This is a genomic window from Pseudoxanthomonas suwonensis (assembly GCF_010093235.1).
GTDB lineage: Bacteria > Pseudomonadota > Gammaproteobacteria > Xanthomonadales > Xanthomonadaceae > Pseudoxanthomonas > Pseudoxanthomonas suwonensis.
Map to the genome: position 1 here is coordinate 45,623 of NZ_PDWP01000005.1, position 19,972 is coordinate 65,594.

Below are 19,972 nucleotides of genomic sequence, written 5' to 3' on the forward strand. Positions count from 1 at the left end.
AGGGCTCAGTCCAGTCGCGCCAGCCAGGCGTTGGTGAGCGCGGTACTGTCGCCGGCCGCTGGACCGGGGGACCTGAGCAAGGACCAGCCGTCCGGGTACTGCATGCGCAGCGGCCGGAGCTTCCACGACAGCTGCTGGTAGGCCGCGGGAACTTCGTCGAGTTCGCGGTCACCCAGCTCCGGCATCGCGCCGGCCTGGACCAGGACGCCGCCGTCGTACTCGTGCAGCCCGAACCCGGCCCCCAGGTCGTCGAGCACGGTCGCGCGTCCCCCCAGCGCCCGCAGGACCTCATCGTCCAGCGCGGTCAGCCAGTTGGCGCTCTTGAGCTTCAGCGGCGGGCCGCAGCGGCGTGCCATCGAGGCCACGGACGAGGCATGGTCCACGTCCAGCCCCGGGAAGCGTTCGGCCACCATCGTGGCCAGGTAGCCGCTGCGCCGGAATTCGGCCTGGTCCAGGCTGGGCAGGGCCGCGTAGCCGGCGTAGCCATGGAACGGACTGAGCAGGGTGCACCAGTGGTGGACCAGCCGGGCGAACGCCTCCAGTCCGCCGCGCTCGCGCCACCAGCCCAGCGGGAACGTAGCGCGGAAGAAGGCCGGACGCGTGTGCAGGGGCGCGGCCTGGCTGCTTGCGGCGCCGAACTCCAGGTCGAAATGGCTGGCTATCCGTGGCTCCCTCTCGCCGTAAAACACACCACCGAAGGAATGGTTGTCGACGTCGTCGCCTGCGGCGATCGCCTCGGCCAGCCGCACGTCACCGGGACGGTAATCGCCAAGGGACGCATTGCGGACCGAGTCCATGCCGCTGGCAATCCGCCCGCCCACCAGGTCCAGGTAGTGGTCGGCGCAGCGGGCCAGCGCCAGCCGCGTCCGCGGGCACTGCGGATCGCGCATGTACAGGCTGCAGCCCAGCCCCATGCGCAGGCGCACATCCGGCTTGCGGTCCAGGGGGTTGGCCAGTTCGAACTCGTCCATGTGCTGGACGAGGAAATCCCGGGTGATCAATGCAGGCGTCCTTGCTGTGGCAGTGCGGACCCGTGCGGCGGTCACCGCCGGAGAGGGCTGGCCGCATTCTGCACCAGGAGGCTCAGGCTTCGGCGGCCGCCGGCGCGGCTTCCTCGAGCGGCGCGAACCAGTGCGGCGGCAGCATCGCCGGATGGGCGTCGATGTCATGCCCCGCCAGCAGCGCGTCCAGGCCATGATCGCCGATATCCGTGAAGGCATCGCGGGCCAGGGCCAGCACCTCGGCCGCCAGCTGGCGCATGCCCGCCACCCAGCGTGCGGTGCGGGCGACATAGGCGTCGTCGTCCAGCTCGTCGGCCAGCGCGCCATTCATTTCCCGGCACCACTCCACCTCGTACTGGTCGTAGGCGCGGGCCTGGGTGAGGTCGGGCGTGCTGTCACGCGTGCCCCACTCGCGCATCAGGTGCTGCATGGCGAGATTCAGTGCACGTCCTTCGGCGAAATGGGGTTTGAGCCGCGAGAGGATCACCAGGTCCGCCTGGCGCCGGCTGAAGAACAGCGGCGCCAGCAGCGCCCAGTAGAAGACGTAGTCCCACAGCACCTTGATCGGCATCACCTGCGGGTGGCCGAAGATCGGGTACTGGTCCTGGTAGAGGGTCAGCGTGTTCTCGTAGAACGAGAAGTACAGCTGCTGGTAGAAATCGGCATACGGGCCGATGCGCGTGCCGGCGCGGTCCAGCTCCACCAGCTCGCACACGTAGGTGTTGCTGATGGCGATGAAATCGCTGCCCGGGGAGTAGAACGGATCCAGGAACAGCCCGGCCTCGCCAGTCAGCGCCCAGCGGTGTTCGGAATAGACCTGCTTGCAGCCATGGGAGAAGTGGCGCAGGAACAGGAAGTCCTGCAGCTCGAATACGGGATTGTCCAGCGCCTCGTGCACGCGCGGCTGGTGCCGGCGCAGCCATTCCATCGCCCTGGCGTGGGTGTTCATCGTCTCCAGCGGATGCATCTTCGCGTCGCAGACGATGCCCAGCGAATGCGAGCCGGAGGCCAGCGGGATCAGCCAGAACCAGTAGCCCGGCCCGCACATGTGGTTGGTGGAGTTGATCCGGCGCGCAGGCTGGAAGCGCTGGCGCCACCATGGATCGTCCGACCACTGGTCCAGGTCGGTCTGCCCGTTGATCCGCCACCACACCGCGTTGGCGTCATGGTCGTTGGGCTGTGCCAGGTCGAGCTTGCGCTTGATCAGGCCGGCGCGGCCGGAGGCATCGACCACGAAGCGCGCCGCGAGCGTCTGCGACTGCCCATCGTGGTCGAACTTCACCAGGTGTGGCGCATCGGACTCCGACAGTTCCAGGGTGCGCACCACGGCCTGGTCGAGGAACTCGACGCCGGCCTCGCGCACCCTGTCGCCAAGGAAGTTCTCGAAGCGGCCACGATCCAGCTGCCAGGAGGGCGTGGGCAGCAGGTGGCTGACGCCCATCTCGCTGCAGTCCTCGACCCGGTGCTGGCCATCGCTGAAGAAGTAGCGCAGGCCGTACTTGCGCAGCTGCTCGCTTTCCAGGTGCTCGCGCAGGCCAAGCACATCGGCGAAGTAGTGCGCGCCGATCTCGACCGTGGATTCGCCGACCTTGTACGCCGCCTCGCGCACGGGATGTGCGCGGCGCTCGACCACGGTCACCGAAAGGTCCGGATCGCGCTGGCGCAGTTGCAGGGCAAGCGTGAGGCCGGCCAGGCCGCCACCCAGGATCACCACGTCCCTGTACTGCGGCCCGTCACCGGCGGATTCCTTCCCTTCAGTGTCCATTCGTCCAGCTCCCGGGCGCCGGTAGCGCCAATGCCTGCACTATGCCGTCAGCGTGGAGCCGGCGGCAATTTACCGACCCGCGCCTGCTTCACGCGCGGGTAACAACAATCCCTCGGTGGTGCCCACTCCCGACAGGCTGGCCAGCAGCCGCGACAGGGTGATCACGTCCTGGCGGTTGTGCGCCAGCACCCGGCGCAGCAGGCCGCTGCCGCCGCCACGGATATAGCTGAGCCAGGCCGCCGGCGCTTCCGATCCGGGCAGGTCGTCCTCGCGCACGATCTTCAGCACCTGGCGCTCGATCGTGGCCAAGCGGCAGTTCTCGTACACGCCGCGGTAGCTGCGGCGGGTCGGGTAGAGCAGGTCGACATGGCGCAGACCGGCCAGCGGACTGCCGCGACGGGCCAGGCGGTAGCGGGTGGCGAGCAGCGGGGCGTCGTAGCACTTGCCGTTGTAGCTGCACAGGATGCTGCGGGGCTGCAACCAGCTGGCGAAGACGTCGAGCATCGCCGCCTCGGCGCGCATGCTGGCCAGGGTCAGCTGGCGGATGCGCAACTGGCCGCCGCACCAGTCGGCCGCGCCGATCATGAAGGCGCGGGTGCCGGTGCCGCCGGCCAGGCCGGTGGTCTCGGTGTCGAAGAACAGCACCTCGCCGGTGGGAATGGGTTCGCCGCGGTCGAACGTGCCATCGAGAAGTTCCGGCACCTCCGGCGCCGGCAGGAACCCTTCCACCAGGAACAGTCCCCTGGCGATCTCGGTGCCGGGCAGGCTGCGGTCGCCGCCGACCGGCGCCGCCAGGGGACGCGCACGCACCCGCAGCAGCCGGCGCAGCTGGTCCAGGTCGGTGGCCGCTGGCGCGGCAGGCGATGCCGCGCGCTGTGGCGTGCTGGCGCCGGCCTGGCGCTTGAGCTGCTGCAGCTTGGCCAGGGTCAGGCTCATGCCGCCTCCAGCGCGCCAAGCACGCGCAGCGCCAGCGCCTTGGGCGTGGTCTCCTCGTCCTCCTGCGCGGCCAGCACCGGGCCGACGCAGGCCGGGCAGCCGGCACGGCAGTCGCAGCGTTCGACCAGTTCGCGGGCGCTTACCACCAGCTCGCGCTGGCGCTTCCACAGCGGCTCGCTCTGGCCCATGCCTCCGGGGTAGTTGTCGTAGAGGTAGACGGTAGGCACGAAGCTGTCGTGGCGGTCGGGATCGACCATGCTGCCGTCCAGTGCACGCAGCTGGCCGCGTCCGCGACCGTCGCCGCTGGCGAACCAGGCGCCATCGCCGCTGCCCACGGCCTTCTGCAGGTCGGCCGACTCGGCCATCACCGCCACCTTGGCCACCACGTGCAGGGCGTAGCCGGCGCCGAGGAAGCCATCCAGCGCGTCCTGGCGGCCGGCGAAGCGCGCCTCCAGCTCGGCCTGCGGTAGTTGCCACCACAGGGCAGAGGTATGCAGCTCCTGGTCCGGCAGGTTCACCGGGCCGTAGCCGATGTTCTCGTGGGTGTAGTAGCGGATCTTCTTGTAGCCGGACACGCGCCTCACCACGTGCACCTCGCCGTGGTGGCAGGTGCCGGTACCGGCGATCACGCCGTCGAAGCGCTCCAGCACCTTGAGCCTGGTGTAGTCGATCGCGTCGGTGTAGTAGTCGACGTGGGTGCGGGTGACGTAGGCCTTGCGCCCTTCCCAGTCCAGCCGCTCGACCTGGTAGGGCACGGACTGGACCATGTGGATCGCGCCTTCGTAGAGCATCAGCGGCGCGGAGCTGAAGTCGACCTCGGCGATGATCACCTGGCGGCCATCGGTGCGGTCGACCACCACGAAGTTGCCGTCGGCCACCGAGCGCAGGCTCACCGCGTTGGCCGGGTAGCTGTCGGCGATCCACTCCCAGCGCCCGCCATCCGGATGCACCACGCCGTCCTCGGCCAGCAGCTGCAGGTAGACCTCCGGTTCGACGTTGCCGAAGCGCTCGCCCTGCAGGAACGGCAGCTCGAACGCGGCGCAGCGGATGTGGTCGAGCAGGATCACCGGCTGGTCCGGGGCGATGCGTGCGTGCTCCGGCGGCGAGGCGGAGAAGAACTCCGGGTGGCGCACCATGTACTGGTCCAGCGGATCGGAGCTGGCCACCATCACCCCAAGCGAGGCCTGCTGGCGGCGGCCGGCGCGGCCGAAGCGCTGCCAGGTCGCCGCCACCGAGCCCGGGTAGCCGTTGAGCACCACCAGGTCCAGGCTGCCGATATCCACGCCCAGTTCCAGCGCCGAGGTGGAGACGATGCAGTCGATGCGCCCGGCGCGCATGGCCTGCTCGGCCTCGCGCCGTTCGGTGGGCAGGTAGCCGCCGCGGTAGGCGCGCACCCGCGCCGGCTTGCGCGGATCGCTGTCGAACACGTCCTTCAGGTACTTGGTGAGCACCTCGACCATGGTCCGCGACTGCGCGAACACCAGGGTCTTGAGCCCGGCCTTGAGCGCGGCGCGTGCGATGCGGTTGGACTGCGAGCGCGCCGAGGCGCGCAGGCCCAGGTCCGGATTCACCACCGGCGGGTTCCACAGCAGCACGTGGCGGTCGCCGCTGGGCGCGCCTGACTCGGTGATCGCGCGCACCTCGTCCTCCAGCAGGGCCTCCGCATGCTCCTTCGGATTGCCGATGGTGGCCGAGCACAGGATGAACTGCGGCTTCGACCCGTAGAACGCGCACACGCGCTTCAGCCGGCGCAGGACGTTGGCCAGGTGCGAGCCGAACACGCCGCGGTAGGTGTGGATCTCGTCGATCACCACGTACTCCAGCCCCTCGAAGAACTGCGCCCATTTGGTGTGGTGCGGCAGGATCCCCTGGTGGAGCATGTCCGGGTTGGAAACGACGATGTCGCCATTGAGGCGGATGGCCTGGCGCTGGTCGCCGGGCGTGTCGCCGTCGAAAGTGGCCGGCTTCAGGCCGAGGTCGCCGGCGCGGTTGAGCTCCAGCAGCTCGGCCACCTGGTCCTGCGACAGGGCCTTGGTCGGGAACAGGTACAGCGCCTTGGCCTTGCGCGTCATGACCGCGCTGACCACCGGCAGGGTGTAGCACAGCGACTTGCCCGAGGCGGTGGGCGTGGCCAGCACCACGTTGCCGCCGGCGGTCACCGCATCCCAGGCCTCGGCCTGGTGCGCGTAGAGCTGCTCGACCCCACGCGCGCGCAGGGCCGCGGCCAGGCGCGGCGGCAGGCCGTCCGGCAGCGGCGCATAGCGGCCTTCGCGGCCGGGCTGGACGAAATGGCCGGTGACGCGGCCCTGGTACTTGCCCGCCAGGCGCAGGGCGAAGCTGGCGCCGTCCGGCGCGGGAATGGGCAGCGCGGGACGGTCGAACGCGGTCAGGGGGGCGAGTGCAGGCATGGGTGCTCCATCGTGGAGCGCCGGGTTGTACGCGGTTGGTGTCTCAATGTGTGCGACGCGATGCCCGGTTGCCTGTCTGCTTCAGGCTGGCGATCGCGGGCGTGGCAGGGCACCATCGGGTTCCGGGCCCTTGGGGAAGGGCAGGGAATGGGGACGCGGATGCGGAAGTCGATGCGCGCGCTGTGCGTGCTGGCGCTGGGCATGGCCTGCGCACATGCGCAGGCGGAGACCTGGCGCTGCTTCAACGACGTGGAAGTGGCCTGCACCTGGGATGGCTGCAGCATCGCCGCCGACGGCGGGCTCACGCCGATGGACCTGGCCTTCTCCAGCGAGGGCGGCGTGTCGCTGTGCGCCTATACCGGCTGCTGGGACGGCAGCGGTGACGTGGTGGCGCGGCTGCCGTTCCTGGTGATCGCCGCCCGCCAGCTGCCATGGTCGGATCCGCATGGCGGCCCGGATCGCGAGCGCGACGTGCTCATCGCCTTCGATCCATCCGACCGGGTCGCGCTGGTCAAGGCCGGCGCCTGGGCGCTTCCGTTGCACTGCAGGCCGGGCGACGACGGCGGGGAAGGCACCGACTGAGGGCGCCGGCGGCTCACCTGTCGCGGGGCACCTGCAGCACTGCGTCGAACGCCGGCTTGGGCTGGCGCTGGCGGTCGAACAGCAGCGGGTAGTTGGTGCGGCCGGGAACCGGGTAACCGTTCTTCCAGGACATGTCGTCGGCCACGCCCCATACCGCCACCCGCGCCAGCCTGTCGCGCTTGCGGTGGAACAGCGCGAACAGCTCGGCGTAGCGGTCGGCCAGCTGGCGCTGTACTTCGTCGGGCAAACCGTCGCGGTACGGATCCAGGAAGCGCTTGAACTCGGGCAGCTGGAACTGCGGATGCAGCATGCCCTGGCCGATGACCTGGCCTTCCTTCGTCAGCGGCAGCACGTCCACGTCCAGCTCGGTGACCATCACCTTGACCCCGGCGGCGTGATAGGCATCGATCGCCGCCTCGATGTCGGCCAGCGCCGGATAGTTGAGGCCCCAGTGGCCCTGGATGCCGACCCCGTCGATGCGGATGCCATGTCCCTTGAGCATCCCGACCATGCGCACGATGCCGGCGACCTTTTCCGGCCGCCAGGCGTTGAAATCGTTGTAGTACAGCTCGGCATCGGGCGCGGCCTCGGCGGCGAAGCGGAAGGCGTCGCGCATCAGCGCATCGCCGTCGCCGCCGTAGGCGCGGACCCAGGTGGTGTCGCGGTACCGGCCGTCCTCGCCGATCTGCTCGTTGACCACGTCCCAGGCCTGCACCTTGCCGGCATAGCGCCCGGCCACGGTGTGGATGTACTGGCGCAGGCGCTCGCGCATCGCTTCCGTGCCGGCCGGCGCGCCGTCGGCATCCTGGAAGAACCAGGCCGGAGTCTGGTTGTGCCAGACCAGGGTGTGGCCGACCAGGAACATGCCGTGCCTGCGGCCGAACTCGACGAATGCGTCGGCACGCCCGAAATCCCACTTGCCCGGCTCCGGGTGGAGCACCTCGACCTTCATCGAGTTCTCCAGGGTGATGGCATTGAAATGCTGGACGGCCAGCGCCTGCTGCGCGGCGTCCTCGCCGCTGACGATGGCGTCGTTGACCGCGGTGCCCAGCAGGAAGTCCTCGCGGTAGGCCTCCCTGAGCGTCTGCGGAGCCGCGAACGCGCTGCCACAGGCCAGGGCGAGGGTGGCAAGCAGGACGGTGCGGGAACGGATCATGGGTTACCTCCGGCTTCGATCTGCGGGTTCGCGCACCAGGGCACGCGTCGGGTGGGGGCCACGGCGTGCGTGGCCATCAATGTGCATCGGCGCCCTGCTCCACGCGCAGCTCCAGCGTGGCGCCTTCCAGGCCGTCGGCCTCCACGCGCACGCGCGCCGGTCCCTCGTGCCCGGGCAGGCCGCGGACGATGGCCAGGGCCATCCCGCTGAAGGCATTGCGCTCCGCGGAGGGGAAGGGCACAAGGTCGCGCGGGTCGCCGTTGTCGGTGGCCACCAGTTCCGCGGTGCCTTCCACCTGGAAGCGTACGCGGGTATCGGCATCGGGGACCGGGCGCCCCGACGCATCGACCACGCGCAGGGTGACGAAGGACAGGTCGCGGCCATCGTTGCCGATCCGCGCGCGGTCGGCCTCCAGCGCCAGTCGCGCGGGTGCGCCGGTGGTCTCCACCGTGGCCGACGCCCAGGGCTTGCCATCGCGCCAGGCCTGCACGCGCAGCGTTCCCGGCTGGTAGACCACCTCGTCCCAGCGCAGGCGGTACTCGTAGGCCCCCTTCTTCTTCCTGCCCTGGGAGACGCCGTTGACGAACAGCTCGGCCTCGTCGCCGGAAGTGAACACGTGGACCGGCGTGACCTGGCCCTCGCGTCCCGGCCAGTTCCAGTGCGGCAGCACGTGGACCATCGGCAGCTCCGGGCGCCAGCGCGACTGGTACAGCCAGTAGCGGTCCTTGGGGAATCCGGCCAGGTCGATGATGCCGCTGTAGGAACTGCGCGATTCGTAGTACGGGGTCGGCTCGCCCAGGTAGTCGAAGCCGTTCCACACGAACTCGCCGGCCACGTAGGGATGCCGGTCGAGGGTGGCGAACACCTTGTCGGCACTGGAGCCGAAATCGACCGCGTGCAACTCATAGGCGCTGACCAGGCGTCGCTGCGAGTCGCCGCCGCCGTTCCGGACGCGGACCGGCGCGCTCAGCGCCGCGGTCACCGGGAACAGGTAGGTCCCGCGCGTGCTCAGCGCCGAGGCGGTCTCGCTGCCGAAGACCACCTTGTCCGGGAAGGCGGCACGGAACGCGGGATACGAGGGCGGCGTGCGGATGCGCTCGGTGCCCTCGAACTCCGGCTCCTGGCGGATGCCTTCGCCCTGGTAGTTGAGGTTGACCACGTCGAAGGCGGCGGGGAACGGCATGTCGGCCTTGGCCCAGTTCATCGAGGCGGTCGCCGGGCGGGTCGGATCCTCCTCGCGTACGATCCGGACCAGGCGCCGCCCGATCGCGGCACCGTCCTCGCCGTCGTACTGCTCGCCGACCTCGTTGCCCACGCTCCACAGGATCACGGACGGGTGGTTGCGGTCTCGGCGCAGCATCGCGCGCAGGTCGGCCTCGTGCCATTCCGGGAACACGAGGTGGAAGTCCAGCGGGGTCTTCTTCTTCTCCCAGGAATCGAAGATCTCGTCGACCACCAGGAAGCCCATCGCGTCGGCCAGCTCCAGCAGCTGCGGGTCGGGCGGGTTGTGCGCCAGGCGGATGGCATTGGCGCCCATGGCGCGCAGGATCTCCAGCTGCCGTCGCGCGGCGCGGACATTGAACGCGGCGCCGAGGGCGCCGAGGTCGTGGTGCTGGTTCACGCCCTTGAGCACGATGTGCTCGCCGTTGACCACCACGCCGCGGTCCGGATCCCATTCGACCTGGCGGATGCCGAAGCGGGTCTCGTAACGATCGACGACCTTCCCCTCCTGGCGCACCGTGGTCACCGCGACATAACGGTGCGGTTGCTGGCTCGGCGGGGGTCCCCACAGGCGCGGATGGGCGATGCGGGTGCCGGAGGTCGCGGCGCTGCTGCCGCCCGGCACGATCTGGAAGCCGATCGGCGCGATCCGCGCCACCGGTTCAGCGCCGTGCGTGCCATCCGCATCCAGCGCGTAGAACTCGCTCTCCACGGCGACCCGCACGAGGTCGTTGGTGGTGTTGTCCACCTCGACCCGCAGGTGCACCTCGGCCGATTCCGCCGAAACGCGCGGCGTGGTGACCGTCGTGCCCCACTGCGCCACGTGCACCGGCGCGGTGCTGAGCAGCCAGACGTCGCGGTACAGGCCGCCACCCGGATACCAGCGCGCCGATTCGGGCGGGTTGTCCAGGCGGATCGCCAGCGTGTTGTCGCCGCCGAACGCCACATGGGGCGTGAGGTCCACGCGCCAGCTGTTGTAGCCATAGGGCCAACCGCCGACCAGCTGGCCATTGAGCCAGACCGTGGCGTAGGACATGGCGCCGTCCAGGTCCAGGAAGATGCGGCGGCCGCGCTGGTCGGCGGGGATGTCGAGCTGCCGGCGGTACCAGCCCACGCCCCAGCTGGGCAGGCGGCCCATGCCGCCATAGGGGCCTTCGGCGAGGAATGGTCCGGCGATGGCCCAGTCGTGCGGCAGGGTGACCTGCTGCCAGGCCGAGTCGTCGTAGTCCGCGCGCAGGAACGGGATGTTCCCGACGTCCGGCCGGGCGGCCGGCCGCGCGTGGCGCTGCGCGGGGTCGCGGATGAAGCGGTTGGCCGTGGGCAGGATCCAAGGCTTGAGCACCGGACGGTCGGCGCGCACGCGCACCGCTTCGTCGGGGCGGCTGTCGGCGTCCTTGCCGTCGGCGCTGGCCTGCACCTGCGGGCGCACGTCGTAGTCCAGGCGCCCGTCCACCCCCGGCGGATCGCCCCGGTGGAAACGCCAGCCCTGGTCCAGGCGGATGCGCTCGCGCGGGGTCTCCGCGGCCACCAGTGGCAGGCCGGCGGCCAGGGAGGCCAGGCCCAGCAGGAGCGCGGCGATGCGGCGGGCGCGATGCCGCGCGGGCGGCAGGGACTCGGTCGTCATGCAGGCGATTCCACGGCGGCGGGCGCGGGGGATCCGCGTCCGCGGGGGTTACAGCTTGTAGGCGCGCTTGGGCAGGTTGTAGGCCAGGTCCACGGCGACTTCGGCGGCCTCGTCCTCTTCCAGACGGTGCTCGGCGACCAGCTTCGCCAGCACCGCGCAGTCGATGCGGCGGGCGACGTCGTGGCGCGCGGGGATGGAAAGGAAGGCGCGGGTGTCGTCGTTGAAGCCGACGGTGTTGTAGAAGCCGGCCGTGCTGAGGGTCTGCTCGCGGAAGCGCCACATGCCCTCGGGCGAATCGTGGAACCACCACGCCGGGCCCAGGTAGAGGCACGGATAGTGGCCAGCCATCGGCCCCAGCTCGCGCGAATAGGTGCTTTCGTCCAGGGTGAACAGGATGAAGGTGAAGCCCGGTTCGTTGCCGAAGCGGTCCAGCAGCGGCTTGAGGGCATGCACGTAGTCGGTGGCCAGCGGCAGGTCGGCGCCGACGTTGCGGCCATGACGGGCGAACAGCAGCGGGTTGTGGTTGCGATGGCAGCCCGGGTGCAGCTGCATCACCAGGCCATCGTCCAGGCTCATGGCCGCCATCTCGGTCAGCACCTGGCCACGGAACAACGCCGCTTCCTCGCGGCTGAAGCCGCCCTTGAGGATCTTCGCGAACAGGCGCGCGGCCTCGGCCTGCGACAGGTCCGCAGTCAGCGCGCTCTCGTGGCCGTGGTCGGTCGAGGTCGCGCCCAGCGACTTGAAGAAGGCGCGGCGGTTGCGGTGCGCGCGCAGGTAGCCGTCCCAGCTGTACACGTCCTCGCCGGTGATCCCGCCGAACCGCTCAAGTGCCGCCGCGAAGGCCTCGTGCTCCGGATCGACCACCTCGTCGGGGCGGTAGGCGGTCACCACCTTGCCCTTCCAGCCGCTGTCGCGGATGGACTGGTGGTGGACCAGCGGATCCAGCGGGCCTTCGGTGGTGGCGATCACCTCGATGTCGAAGCGCTCGAACAGGGCGCGCGGGCGGTAGGCCTCGGTCTGCAGCGCGGCGGTGATGGTGTCGTAGTACTGGTCTGCGGTGTCGGCGTCCAGGCGCACGCGCAGCCCGAACACGTCATGGAACACGTGGTTGAGCCACATCGACGAGGGCGTACCGCGGAACAGGTGGAAGTTCCGGGCGAACACCCGCCAGGCCTCGCGCGGGTCGACGGCGGCGCGGCTGCCGTCGGCATGCGGGATGCCCAGCGCGTCCAGACCGATGCCCTGGCTGTAGAGCATGCGGAACACGTAGTGGTCCGGCACCAGCAGCAGCTCGGTGGCGTTGGCGAAGTTGGCGTTGCTGGCGAACCAGGACGGGTCGGTGTGCCCGTGCGGGCTGACGATCGGCAGCCCCTCCACCTGCGCATAGAGGCGTCGCGCGATCGCGCGCTGGGTCGGATCGGACGGGAACAGGCGGTCCTGGTGCAGGTGGAGCGGGCGGCCGGTGGTGCTCATCGGGTCTTCCATGTAATTGCGTGCGGTCGGGGATAGCGCGTGCCTTCAGCGGCGCACGCTCTCCTCCGGGCCGAGGGTGGTCGGGGTGGCGCGGCGCACGAGCTCGATGCGCTGGAATACCAGCGCCGGATCGACCAGCCACAGCTTGACGGTGTTGGCGCCGGCGCGGACGCGATGGCGCGAGCGGGCCACGTGGACGTTGTCGATCACCGCCGCTTCCCAGGCGGTGAAGTCGGGATCACCGGGGGTGGGATCCAGGCGGATGTTGCCCAGCCGCGGCGCCTCGTCGTTGACCGAGACCGCGTAGCGCAGGCCGCCGCGATGGCGGATGTCCAGGGTCGGCGAGACCAGCACGCGCAGCTCGACTTCGCCTTCCTCATGCATCACCACCGGATATTCCAGGCGCGCGCCATCTCCGCCGGGCACCAGCGGCTCGCCGGTGGCGGGCCACGCCGTGACCGCCGACAGGGTGCGGCCCAGGTTCGGGATCACCTGCCACTGGCCCCCGGGCGGCGGCACGGCGCGGCTGTAATGCTCGGCCTCGATCGCGACCACGCCATTGCCCTCGACGAAGCCGCGCGCGCCGCGGTGGCGGGGGGGCTTGTTCACCGGCACGGTCACATAGACCTCGGTCCAGTCCTGGCCGCGGATGTAGATCACGCCTTCATGCCGGCCTTCCGGCAGGGCATCCCAGTCGATCTCCAGCCTGAGCGGCTGCTCGTCGGCAACCTCGCCGGCGGCCGGCGAGACCTTCAGCCACGGGGCGCGGCTGGTGGCGGTGAACGGAATCGGCGCCTGGCCACGGTTGAACACCACCACCTCGCGGGTCGGGGCGGCCACCGGATCCAGCTCCGGCAGCCGCGGCGCGCGCAGGCTCGCCGGCCAGCCGGTGGGATCGCCTTCGATCGCCACGCCCGTCACGCCCTTCTCCGGGGCATCGACACTCACCAGCGCCGGCAGGATGTTGCGCGGCGGCGACTGCCAGTGGGTATAGCCGATGCGCGGCTGGCTCATCATGTGCACCCACTTGCCGCCGGCGATGTCCTGCTCGTACACGCGCTGCAGCTCGGCATCACGCGCGAACAGTTCGCGCGCCTTCGTCGCCCAGGCATTGGCCGGGGCCCGGCCCTGCGCCGCGTACAGGCGGTTGCGGGCCACGGCCACGTGCAGGTGGTTGAGGTTGGCGCTGGCCAGCACCGGGTACTCGACCAGCTGGTACCAGGCGTCGCGGTGGCTGGCCGGGATCTTCGGTGCCAGCGCCTGTACCTTGGCGACCAGCGCATCCCATTCGGCCAGCACGCGATCGGCCTCGCGGTCGTGGACCAGGCTCCAGGTGGAGGCGTCGATCAGTTCCGGCTTGCGCCGCGCGTTGAGCCTCGTGTAGCCGGTGAGGATGTCGCCGATCGCCTGCGCGTGCACCGCTCCGAACTGCTCGGCCGCCCAGCGCGACGGATAGGCCTTGATCCATTCCAGGTCGGCCGCGTCCGGATCCCAGGCCTGGTCGAGGAAGGCGCTGATCGGCAGTTCCTGCGGCTTGATGTCGCCGACGTTGACCACCCACAGCCGCTCCACGCCGTGGGCCCAGGCCAGGCGCATCTGCTCCCAGGCGCGCTCGACCTGGGTGGTGTTGATCCACTTGTAGTTGCGCGGGCCGCCGACGTAGTCGAAGTGGTAGTACACGCCGTAGCCGCCGGGGCGCCGGTCGGCCGGGTCGGGCAGGCGGCGGATGTTGCCCCAGTTGTCGTCGGCGAACAGCAGGGTCACGTCGTCGGGCACGCGCATGCCCTTGTCGTAGTAGTCCTGCACTTCCTTGTAGAGCGCCCACACCTGCGGGGTCTGCTCGACGGGCTTTCCGGTGACCTCGCCGATGATGCGGCGCTGATCGGCCACGATCTGCTCCAGCAGGGCGGTGGCGGTCTCCTCGCTCATCGGCTCGTCGCCGTCGCCGCGCATGCCCAGGGTGACCACGGCCTCGCGACCCTGCAGCCGCTCCATGCCGCCGCGCCAGAACTCCTGCAGCGTCTTCGCGTTGCGGCGGTAGTCCCAGGGGCCTTTGCCGTAGCGCGACCACTCGTCGTGCGCGCGCATCATCGGCTCGTGGTGGCTGGTGCCGATGACCACGCCGTAGGCATCGGCGACCTCGGCGTTCTTCGGATCGTCGTCGTAGAACGCGCGCGGCAGCCACATTGCCGGCCACAGGTAGTTGGCCTTGTGGCGCATGATCAGCTGGAACACGCGCTCGTAGAAGCGGTGGTTGGTGCCGCCGAAGGTCGCCTTGCTCCAGCCACCGAGCGCCGGGTCCTCGTCGTTGATGAAGATGCCGCGGTAGCGCACCTTCGGCGCGTCGACGAAGCGGCCCGGGGCGATGTACAGGCTCGCATGCCTTGCCGGCGGCACGTCGGCCCACCAGGTCCACGGCGAGACGCCGATCCGGCGCGACAGTTCGTACAGGCCGTAGGCGGTGCCGCGGCGGTCGGCACCGACCACCAGCAGGGCGCGGTCGATGCCGGGCTCCGGCTTGTCCACGACCTGCAGCAGGTACGCTTCCCACACGCCCTCTACGCCACCGGTATCAATCCGACGATCGCGGACGATGCGGTCGATGCGCGGGCTGTGGCCCAGGGTTCCGGCGATGATCGCCAGCTTCGGCTGCGCCGTCGCCGCGTCCTTGCCGGCGACCGCGGCCAGGTCGGCGCGCAACGCATCGGCCGCCAGCTTCACCGCCTCGAAGTCGGCCTCGTCCACCAGCACGGGCAGCGGAACGCCGCGCTCGATCAGCGGCAGGCTGCCGGAGGTGCGGGCTTCGCATACGGTGGCGGGGCTGCGGCAGTCCGGCCGCGCCAGCGCGATCCCCGGCAGCAGGAACGCGGCGCCCAGCAGCAGGGCAAGGTGTCGCTTGGTCATCATCGGTCTCTCGCAATGGCGGCCACGGCCGGCACGCATGGCGCGGCCGTGGCGTCAGTGAGGCGCACGCCGGCTCAGGAGCCGTGCGCGCGCGGCAGTTCGAAACGGGCAGGATCCAGGCGCGGCGCCAGCAGGTGCACCACCAGCAGCGCGACCACGTAGGCCGATCCGGCGATCAGGAAGATCGTCCCGTAGCTGCCGGTGGCCTGGAGCTGGGCACCGGCGAACAGCGACATGGCCATGCCGCCGACCGCGCCGGCGAAGCCGCCGATGCCCACCACCGAAGCCACCGCCTGGCGCGGGAACATGTCCGAGGGCAGGGTGAACACGTTGGCCGACCAGCCCTGGTGGCCGGCCATGGCCAGGCCGATCAGGCCCACCGCCAGCCACAGGTTGTCGACCTGCGTCACCAGCACCACCGGTGCCACGCACAGCGCGCACACCAGCATCGCGGCCTTGCGCGCGCGGTTGAGGCTCCAGCCCAGGCGCATGAAGCGCCCGGCCAGCCAGCCGCCGGCGATGCTGCCGACGTCGGCCATCAGGTACACGACGATCATCGGCGGGCCGATCGTCGCAAGCGACAGTCCGTACTCGGAGGCGAGGAACTTGCCGAGCCAGAACAGGAACAGCCACCACACCGGGTCGGTGATGAACTTGGCCGCCACGAACGACCAGGCCTGGCGGTGCCGCAGCAACTGCAGCCAGGGCACCTTGACCGTGCTTTCCGGCGGATCGGAGCGGATATGGGCCAGCTCCGCGGCCGAGAGCCTGGGCTGCTGCTCCGGCGGGCGGTAGCGCGTGAGCCACAGCGCCAGCCAGATCGCGCTGAGCACGCCAGTGCACAGGAAGGCCGCCTGCCAGCCCCAGGCCGCGGCGACGACCGGCACGATCAACGGCGCGGCGATCGCGCCGATGTTGGATCCGGCATTGAAGATGCCTACCGCCAGCGCGCGCTCGCGCTTTGGGAACCATTCGGCCACGGTCTTGACCGCGGCCGGGAAGTTGCCCGCTTCGCCCAGCCCCAGGGCGAAGCGCGCGATGATGAAGCCGATCACGCTGGCGGCCAGTGCGTGGCCCATCGCCGCCAGCGACCAGATGCCGATCGCCAGCGCGTAGCCGATGCGCGTGCCGAAACGGTCGATCACCGCGCCGGCGCACAGCAGGCCGATCGCGTAGGCGGCCTGGAAGGCCGTCACGATGTAGCCGTACTCGATCTCGCTCCAGCCGATCTCGTCCTGCAGGAACGGCGCGAGCACGCCCAGCACCTGGCGGTCGATGTAGTTGATCGTGGTGGCGGCCAGCAGCATGGCGCACACGCGCCAGCGGTACCTGCCGACCTTGCCGGCGACCGGTGCCGGAGTCGCCATGTTCACCGGTTACCTCCGCGCGCGGCTGCGCTGCAGCGCAACATAAATACGCGATTATCGCAGTGCAGCATAAGCTCCCTTCCCGAGGTGCGTTGCTTTGATATCGGTATCATTAACACAGCACGATACTCGCCACCACCTCGAGCGCGAGTAATACCAGCGATGTCAGCGCTGTCATCCGCGAGTGCGGATCCCCCTTGAAATACAGGCTTTTTCATCGTGCAGCGCAACATGCGGCACCGCATTGAAATGCGGGTTGCGCATGCTTTTCTGTGAGCGCTACCATCGCCGCCGCTTGTGGGACCGGTGTCGCTCCATGAAAACAGCGATATCGCCCGGCAGCGAAATCACATACCAACAGCCAGAGACACCGGTGGACGTAACGCTCGCACGACGCGGCGCCCTGTCCACCAGAACGGGAGGGAATACGGTGAACAGGAAGCCTTGCAAGACAGAACTGTCGCGCGCATTGGGCCTGCTGTGCCTGGCGATCGCCAGCGGCAGCGCGTTCGCGCAGGAAACGGAGGCCGGGCAGGACGGCGACCAGGCGGTCCAGCTCGATACGGTGACCGTCCGCGGTTTCCGGCAGAGCCTGCAGTACTCGACCGAAGCCAAGCGTGACTCCACCGGCTTCACCGACTCGATCTTCGCCGAGGACATCGGCAAGTTCCCGGACACCAACATCGCCGAGTCGCTGGCGCGCGTGCCGGGCATCCAGCTCAACCGCGACGTCAACGGCGAAGGCCTGAACATCGCCATCCGCGGCCTGCCCAACAGCTTCACCAAGACCACCATCAACGGCGCCTCGGTGGCGACCGCCTCGATCGGCCTGGATGCGACCAACCAGAACCGCGAGGTCGACCTCAACATCTTCCCGACCGAGTTCTTCAACCAGCTGACGGTCTACAAGTCGCCGACCGCCAAGCTGCCGGAAGGCGGCGCCGCCGGCGTGGTCGACATGCGCAACATGCGCCCGTTCGACATGCCGGGCTCCCACCTGACCTACTCGCTGCAGGCCGACTACAACGACAACAGCGAGAAGACCAGCCCGCGCGGCACCGTGATCGGGTCCTGGACCAACGCGGACGGCACCTTCGGCGTGCTGGCCGGCGTGACCTCGCAGCGCGGCAAGCTGGGCGTGGAAGGCTACGAGACCATCGGCTGGACCAACCCGAACCTGACCAACGCCCAGTGCGGCAACGGCGGCGCCCCGGACGGCTGCCCGGCCCTGGGCCAGCCCTGCAATGTCACCGGTGGCAACGGCTGGCGCATCCCGGACAGCGTTCCGAACAACGGCTCGACCATCGCCGCCGGCCTGACCCCGGGCCAGGCGATCGACGCCGCGTGGCTGGAGGCCAACAACCCGGGCCTGTCCGCCGCGCAGATCGGCGAAGCGCTGATCCCGCGCCTGGGCCGTCCGGTGCACATGTCCGGCGACCGCGACCGCGATGCCTTCCTGGCTTCGGTGCAGTGGCGTCCGAACGACAGCGTCGAGGCCTACGTCGACGTGCTGTACACCGACGTACACCGCACCAACCAGCGCCTGGACATGAACCTGGTGGGCCGCAACGGCGCGATCATCCCGCTGGACATGCAGCTGGACGCGAACAACGTCGTCACCAGCGCCACCTTCACCAACGCCCAGTTCTTCCTGGAAGCGCGTCCGTACGTGGAGGACGTCAAGTACTGGCACGTGACCCCGGGCGCGACCTTCTGGTTCGGCGCCGACCAGAACATCAAGCTGGACGTGCAGGCCAACGCCAGCCGCAGCTGGATGTTCCGCGAGTCGCCGACCATCCTGTTCAACTCGCCGTTCACCACCCTGCAGTACACCAACAACGGTGACGTCCCGAGCTGGACCACCGGCATCGACCTGAACGACCCCAATCTGGGCTGGACCTGGGAAGGCGGCCGCGTGTGGGCGCAGAACGAGAAGCGCGTCACCGAGACCAGCGGCTTCCGCGCCGACCTGCAGCTGGGCGACGACCGCAACAACCTGACCGTCGGCGTGGCCTGGGACAACAACCAGCGCCGCATCCAGGGCTTCGGCGACACCGGCAGCGGCTGGCAGCCGTATGCGTTCGACCTGGTCGACGACGCCAGGCTGGCCGACTACATCGTGCCGGGCCCGGCGGGCTTCGTCTCGGTGGACTACAAGCGCTTCATGCGCGACACCAACTACGCCCAGTACCGCGACGCGGCGGACGAGGCGGGCGGCCCGAACACCGGCGGCTCCACCGGCGGCTTCGACGAGACCAGCAAGGCCGCCTACATCATGGTCAACGGCGAGTCGGACATCCTGGGCCGCGGCCTGCGCTACAACTTCGGCGTGCGCTACGTGACCACCGACCAGGAGGTCAGCGGGCCGGTGACCATCGGCGGCAACCGCGTCTGGCAGACCCTGGAGGGCGACTACTCCGAGTGGCTGCCGTCGTTCAGCGCGGCGTGGGACGTGACCGACAACGTGGTGCTGCGCACCTCGGCCTCGCGCACCATGACCCGCCCGAACCCGAGCTCGATGCTGCCGGCGACCACCTTCACCGACATCTCGGCGCAGGTGGCCAACCAGGGCAACCCGGACCTCACCCCGTACATCTCCACCAACTTCGACATCGGTGGCGAGTGGTACACCGGCGGCGAGGGCTTCGTCGGCCTGACCCTGTTCAACAAGCGCGTCGAGGGTTACACCTACCAGGGCGTGACCACCCGTCCGTTCCGCAGCCTGGGCATCCCGTTCGAGGGCCTGGTCGACTCGCAGCAGCGGGCGATCAACTCGCGCGGCGGCCCGGACGTGGCCACGGTCAACGTGCAGCAGCAGGTCAACGCCGACGCCGAGCTGGAGATCCGCGGCTGGGAGGCGATCTGGGTGCAGCCGCTGAGCGTGGTGCTGGAAGGCCTGGGCTTCATGGCCAACTACACCAAGCTGGACATCAAGACCCTGGGCCGCGACGCCGAAGCGCTGGCCGGCAACGTCTACGGCGTCGCCCCGTCGCTGTGGAACGCCACCACCTACTGGGAAAACGACGTCGCCTCGGTGCGCCTGTCCTACACCTGGACGGAGGGCGCCACCGGCACCGGTCCGAACCAGCAGGGCATCCCGTTCGCGCAGATCTACGGCGAGGACCGTGGCCAGCTCGACCTGTCGGCCAGCTACACGCTGAAGAACATCCGTTCGCAGCCGCAGCTGACCTTCAACGTGCTGAACATCACCGGCGAGGAGCGTCGTTCCTACTTCGCCTACCCGAACGCGGTGAACGACCTGTACGACCCGGGCCGGACCGTCACCGTGGGTATCCGCGGCACGTTCTGATTGCTGCACTGCAGTAAGGATTGCGGCCCACCCGGCGCTTCGGCGTCGGCGTGGGCCGCGTTCTTTTGGGGGCAAAAACCCCTGAAAAACAGCTATTCCGGCACCGCACGCGGCGCGCGCGGATGAATCGCTCACGCCCGTCCGGTGGCCGCGTATTTCGACGCCGCGCTTGGGGTATGCTTCGGGGCCGATGGTAGCGGTAACCTGCGTCCCGTCCGCGTGGCG

11 protein-coding genes are annotated in these 19,972 nt (G+C 69.7%); 2 read left to right on the plus strand and 9 right to left on the minus strand.

Features of this window, described 5'->3' with window-relative positions:
* Positions 1-5: 5 nt before the first annotated feature.
* The 4 genes from CSC68_RS03310 to CSC68_RS03325 all read right to left on the minus strand — a co-directional run bounded on the left by CSC68_RS03310 (position 6) and on the right by CSC68_RS03325 (position 6,110).
* A complete protein-coding gene (locus CSC68_RS03310) occupies positions 6-1,001 on the minus strand; it encodes a type VI immunity family protein (RefSeq protein WP_162202078.1) in 996 nt (331 codons plus the stop codon).
* 82 nt (positions 1,002-1,083) lie between these two features.
* Entirely contained in the window at positions 1,084-2,766 is a 1,683-nt protein-coding gene (locus CSC68_RS03315; protein WP_162202079.1) for an NAD(P)/FAD-dependent oxidoreductase, read from the minus strand.
* 69 nt (positions 2,767-2,835) lie between these two features.
* Positions 2,836-3,702, minus strand: coding sequence for a ribonuclease H-like domain-containing protein (locus tag CSC68_RS03320; RefSeq protein ID WP_162202080.1), 867 nt, complete (start codon positions 3,700-3,702; stop codon positions 2,836-2,838).
* On the minus strand, positions 3,699-6,110 hold the full coding sequence (locus CSC68_RS03325) for a DEAD/DEAH box helicase (protein ID WP_162202081.1): 2,412 nt from the start codon (positions 6,108-6,110) through the stop codon (positions 3,699-3,701). Before CSC68_RS03325 ends, CSC68_RS03320 begins: the two co-directional genes overlap by 4 nt.
* A 159-nt stretch (positions 6,111-6,269) precedes the next feature.
* On the opposite strand from CSC68_RS03325, the gene CSC68_RS03330 reads away from it, so the two are divergent.
* Positions 6,270-6,692: a hypothetical protein gene (locus tag CSC68_RS03330; protein ID WP_162202082.1), complete on the plus strand. Its 423-nt coding sequence runs from the start codon at positions 6,270-6,272 to the stop codon at positions 6,690-6,692.
* Positions 6,693-6,705: 13 nt separating this feature from the next.
* On the opposite strand, the gene CSC68_RS03335 is transcribed toward CSC68_RS03330, so the two are convergent.
* From CSC68_RS03335 to CSC68_RS03355, 5 genes are all read right to left on the minus strand, one after another.
* Entirely contained in the window at positions 6,706-7,848 is a 1,143-nt protein-coding gene (locus CSC68_RS03335; RefSeq protein ID WP_162202083.1) for an endo-1,4-beta-xylanase, read from the minus strand.
* A 76-nt stretch (positions 7,849-7,924) separates the two neighbouring features.
* Entirely contained in the window at positions 7,925-10,693 is a 2,769-nt protein-coding gene (galB, locus tag CSC68_RS03340) for a beta-galactosidase GalB (RefSeq protein WP_162202084.1), read from the minus strand.
* A gap of 48 nt (positions 10,694-10,741) precedes the next feature.
* Entirely contained in the window at positions 10,742-12,166 is a 1,425-nt protein-coding gene (gene uxaC, locus CSC68_RS03345; RefSeq protein ID WP_162202085.1) for a glucuronate isomerase, read from the minus strand.
* A 45-nt stretch (positions 12,167-12,211) separates the two neighbouring features.
* Positions 12,212-15,070, minus strand: coding sequence for a glycosyl hydrolase 115 family protein (locus CSC68_RS03350; protein ID WP_162202086.1), 2,859 nt, complete (start codon positions 15,068-15,070; stop codon positions 12,212-12,214).
* A gap of 74 nt (positions 15,071-15,144) precedes the next feature.
* The gene (locus CSC68_RS03355; RefSeq protein ID WP_162202154.1) at positions 15,145-16,437 is read right to left on the minus strand and encodes an MFS transporter; all 1,293 of its coding nucleotides are present in this window, start codon (positions 16,435-16,437) and stop codon (positions 15,145-15,147) included.
* 430 nt (positions 16,438-16,867) lie between these two features.
* On the opposite strand from CSC68_RS03355, the gene CSC68_RS03360 reads away from it, so the two are divergent.
* Positions 16,868-19,747, plus strand: coding sequence for a TonB-dependent receptor (locus CSC68_RS03360; protein ID WP_162202087.1), 2,880 nt, complete (start codon positions 16,868-16,870; stop codon positions 19,745-19,747).
* Positions 19,748-19,972: the final 225 nt, after the last annotated feature.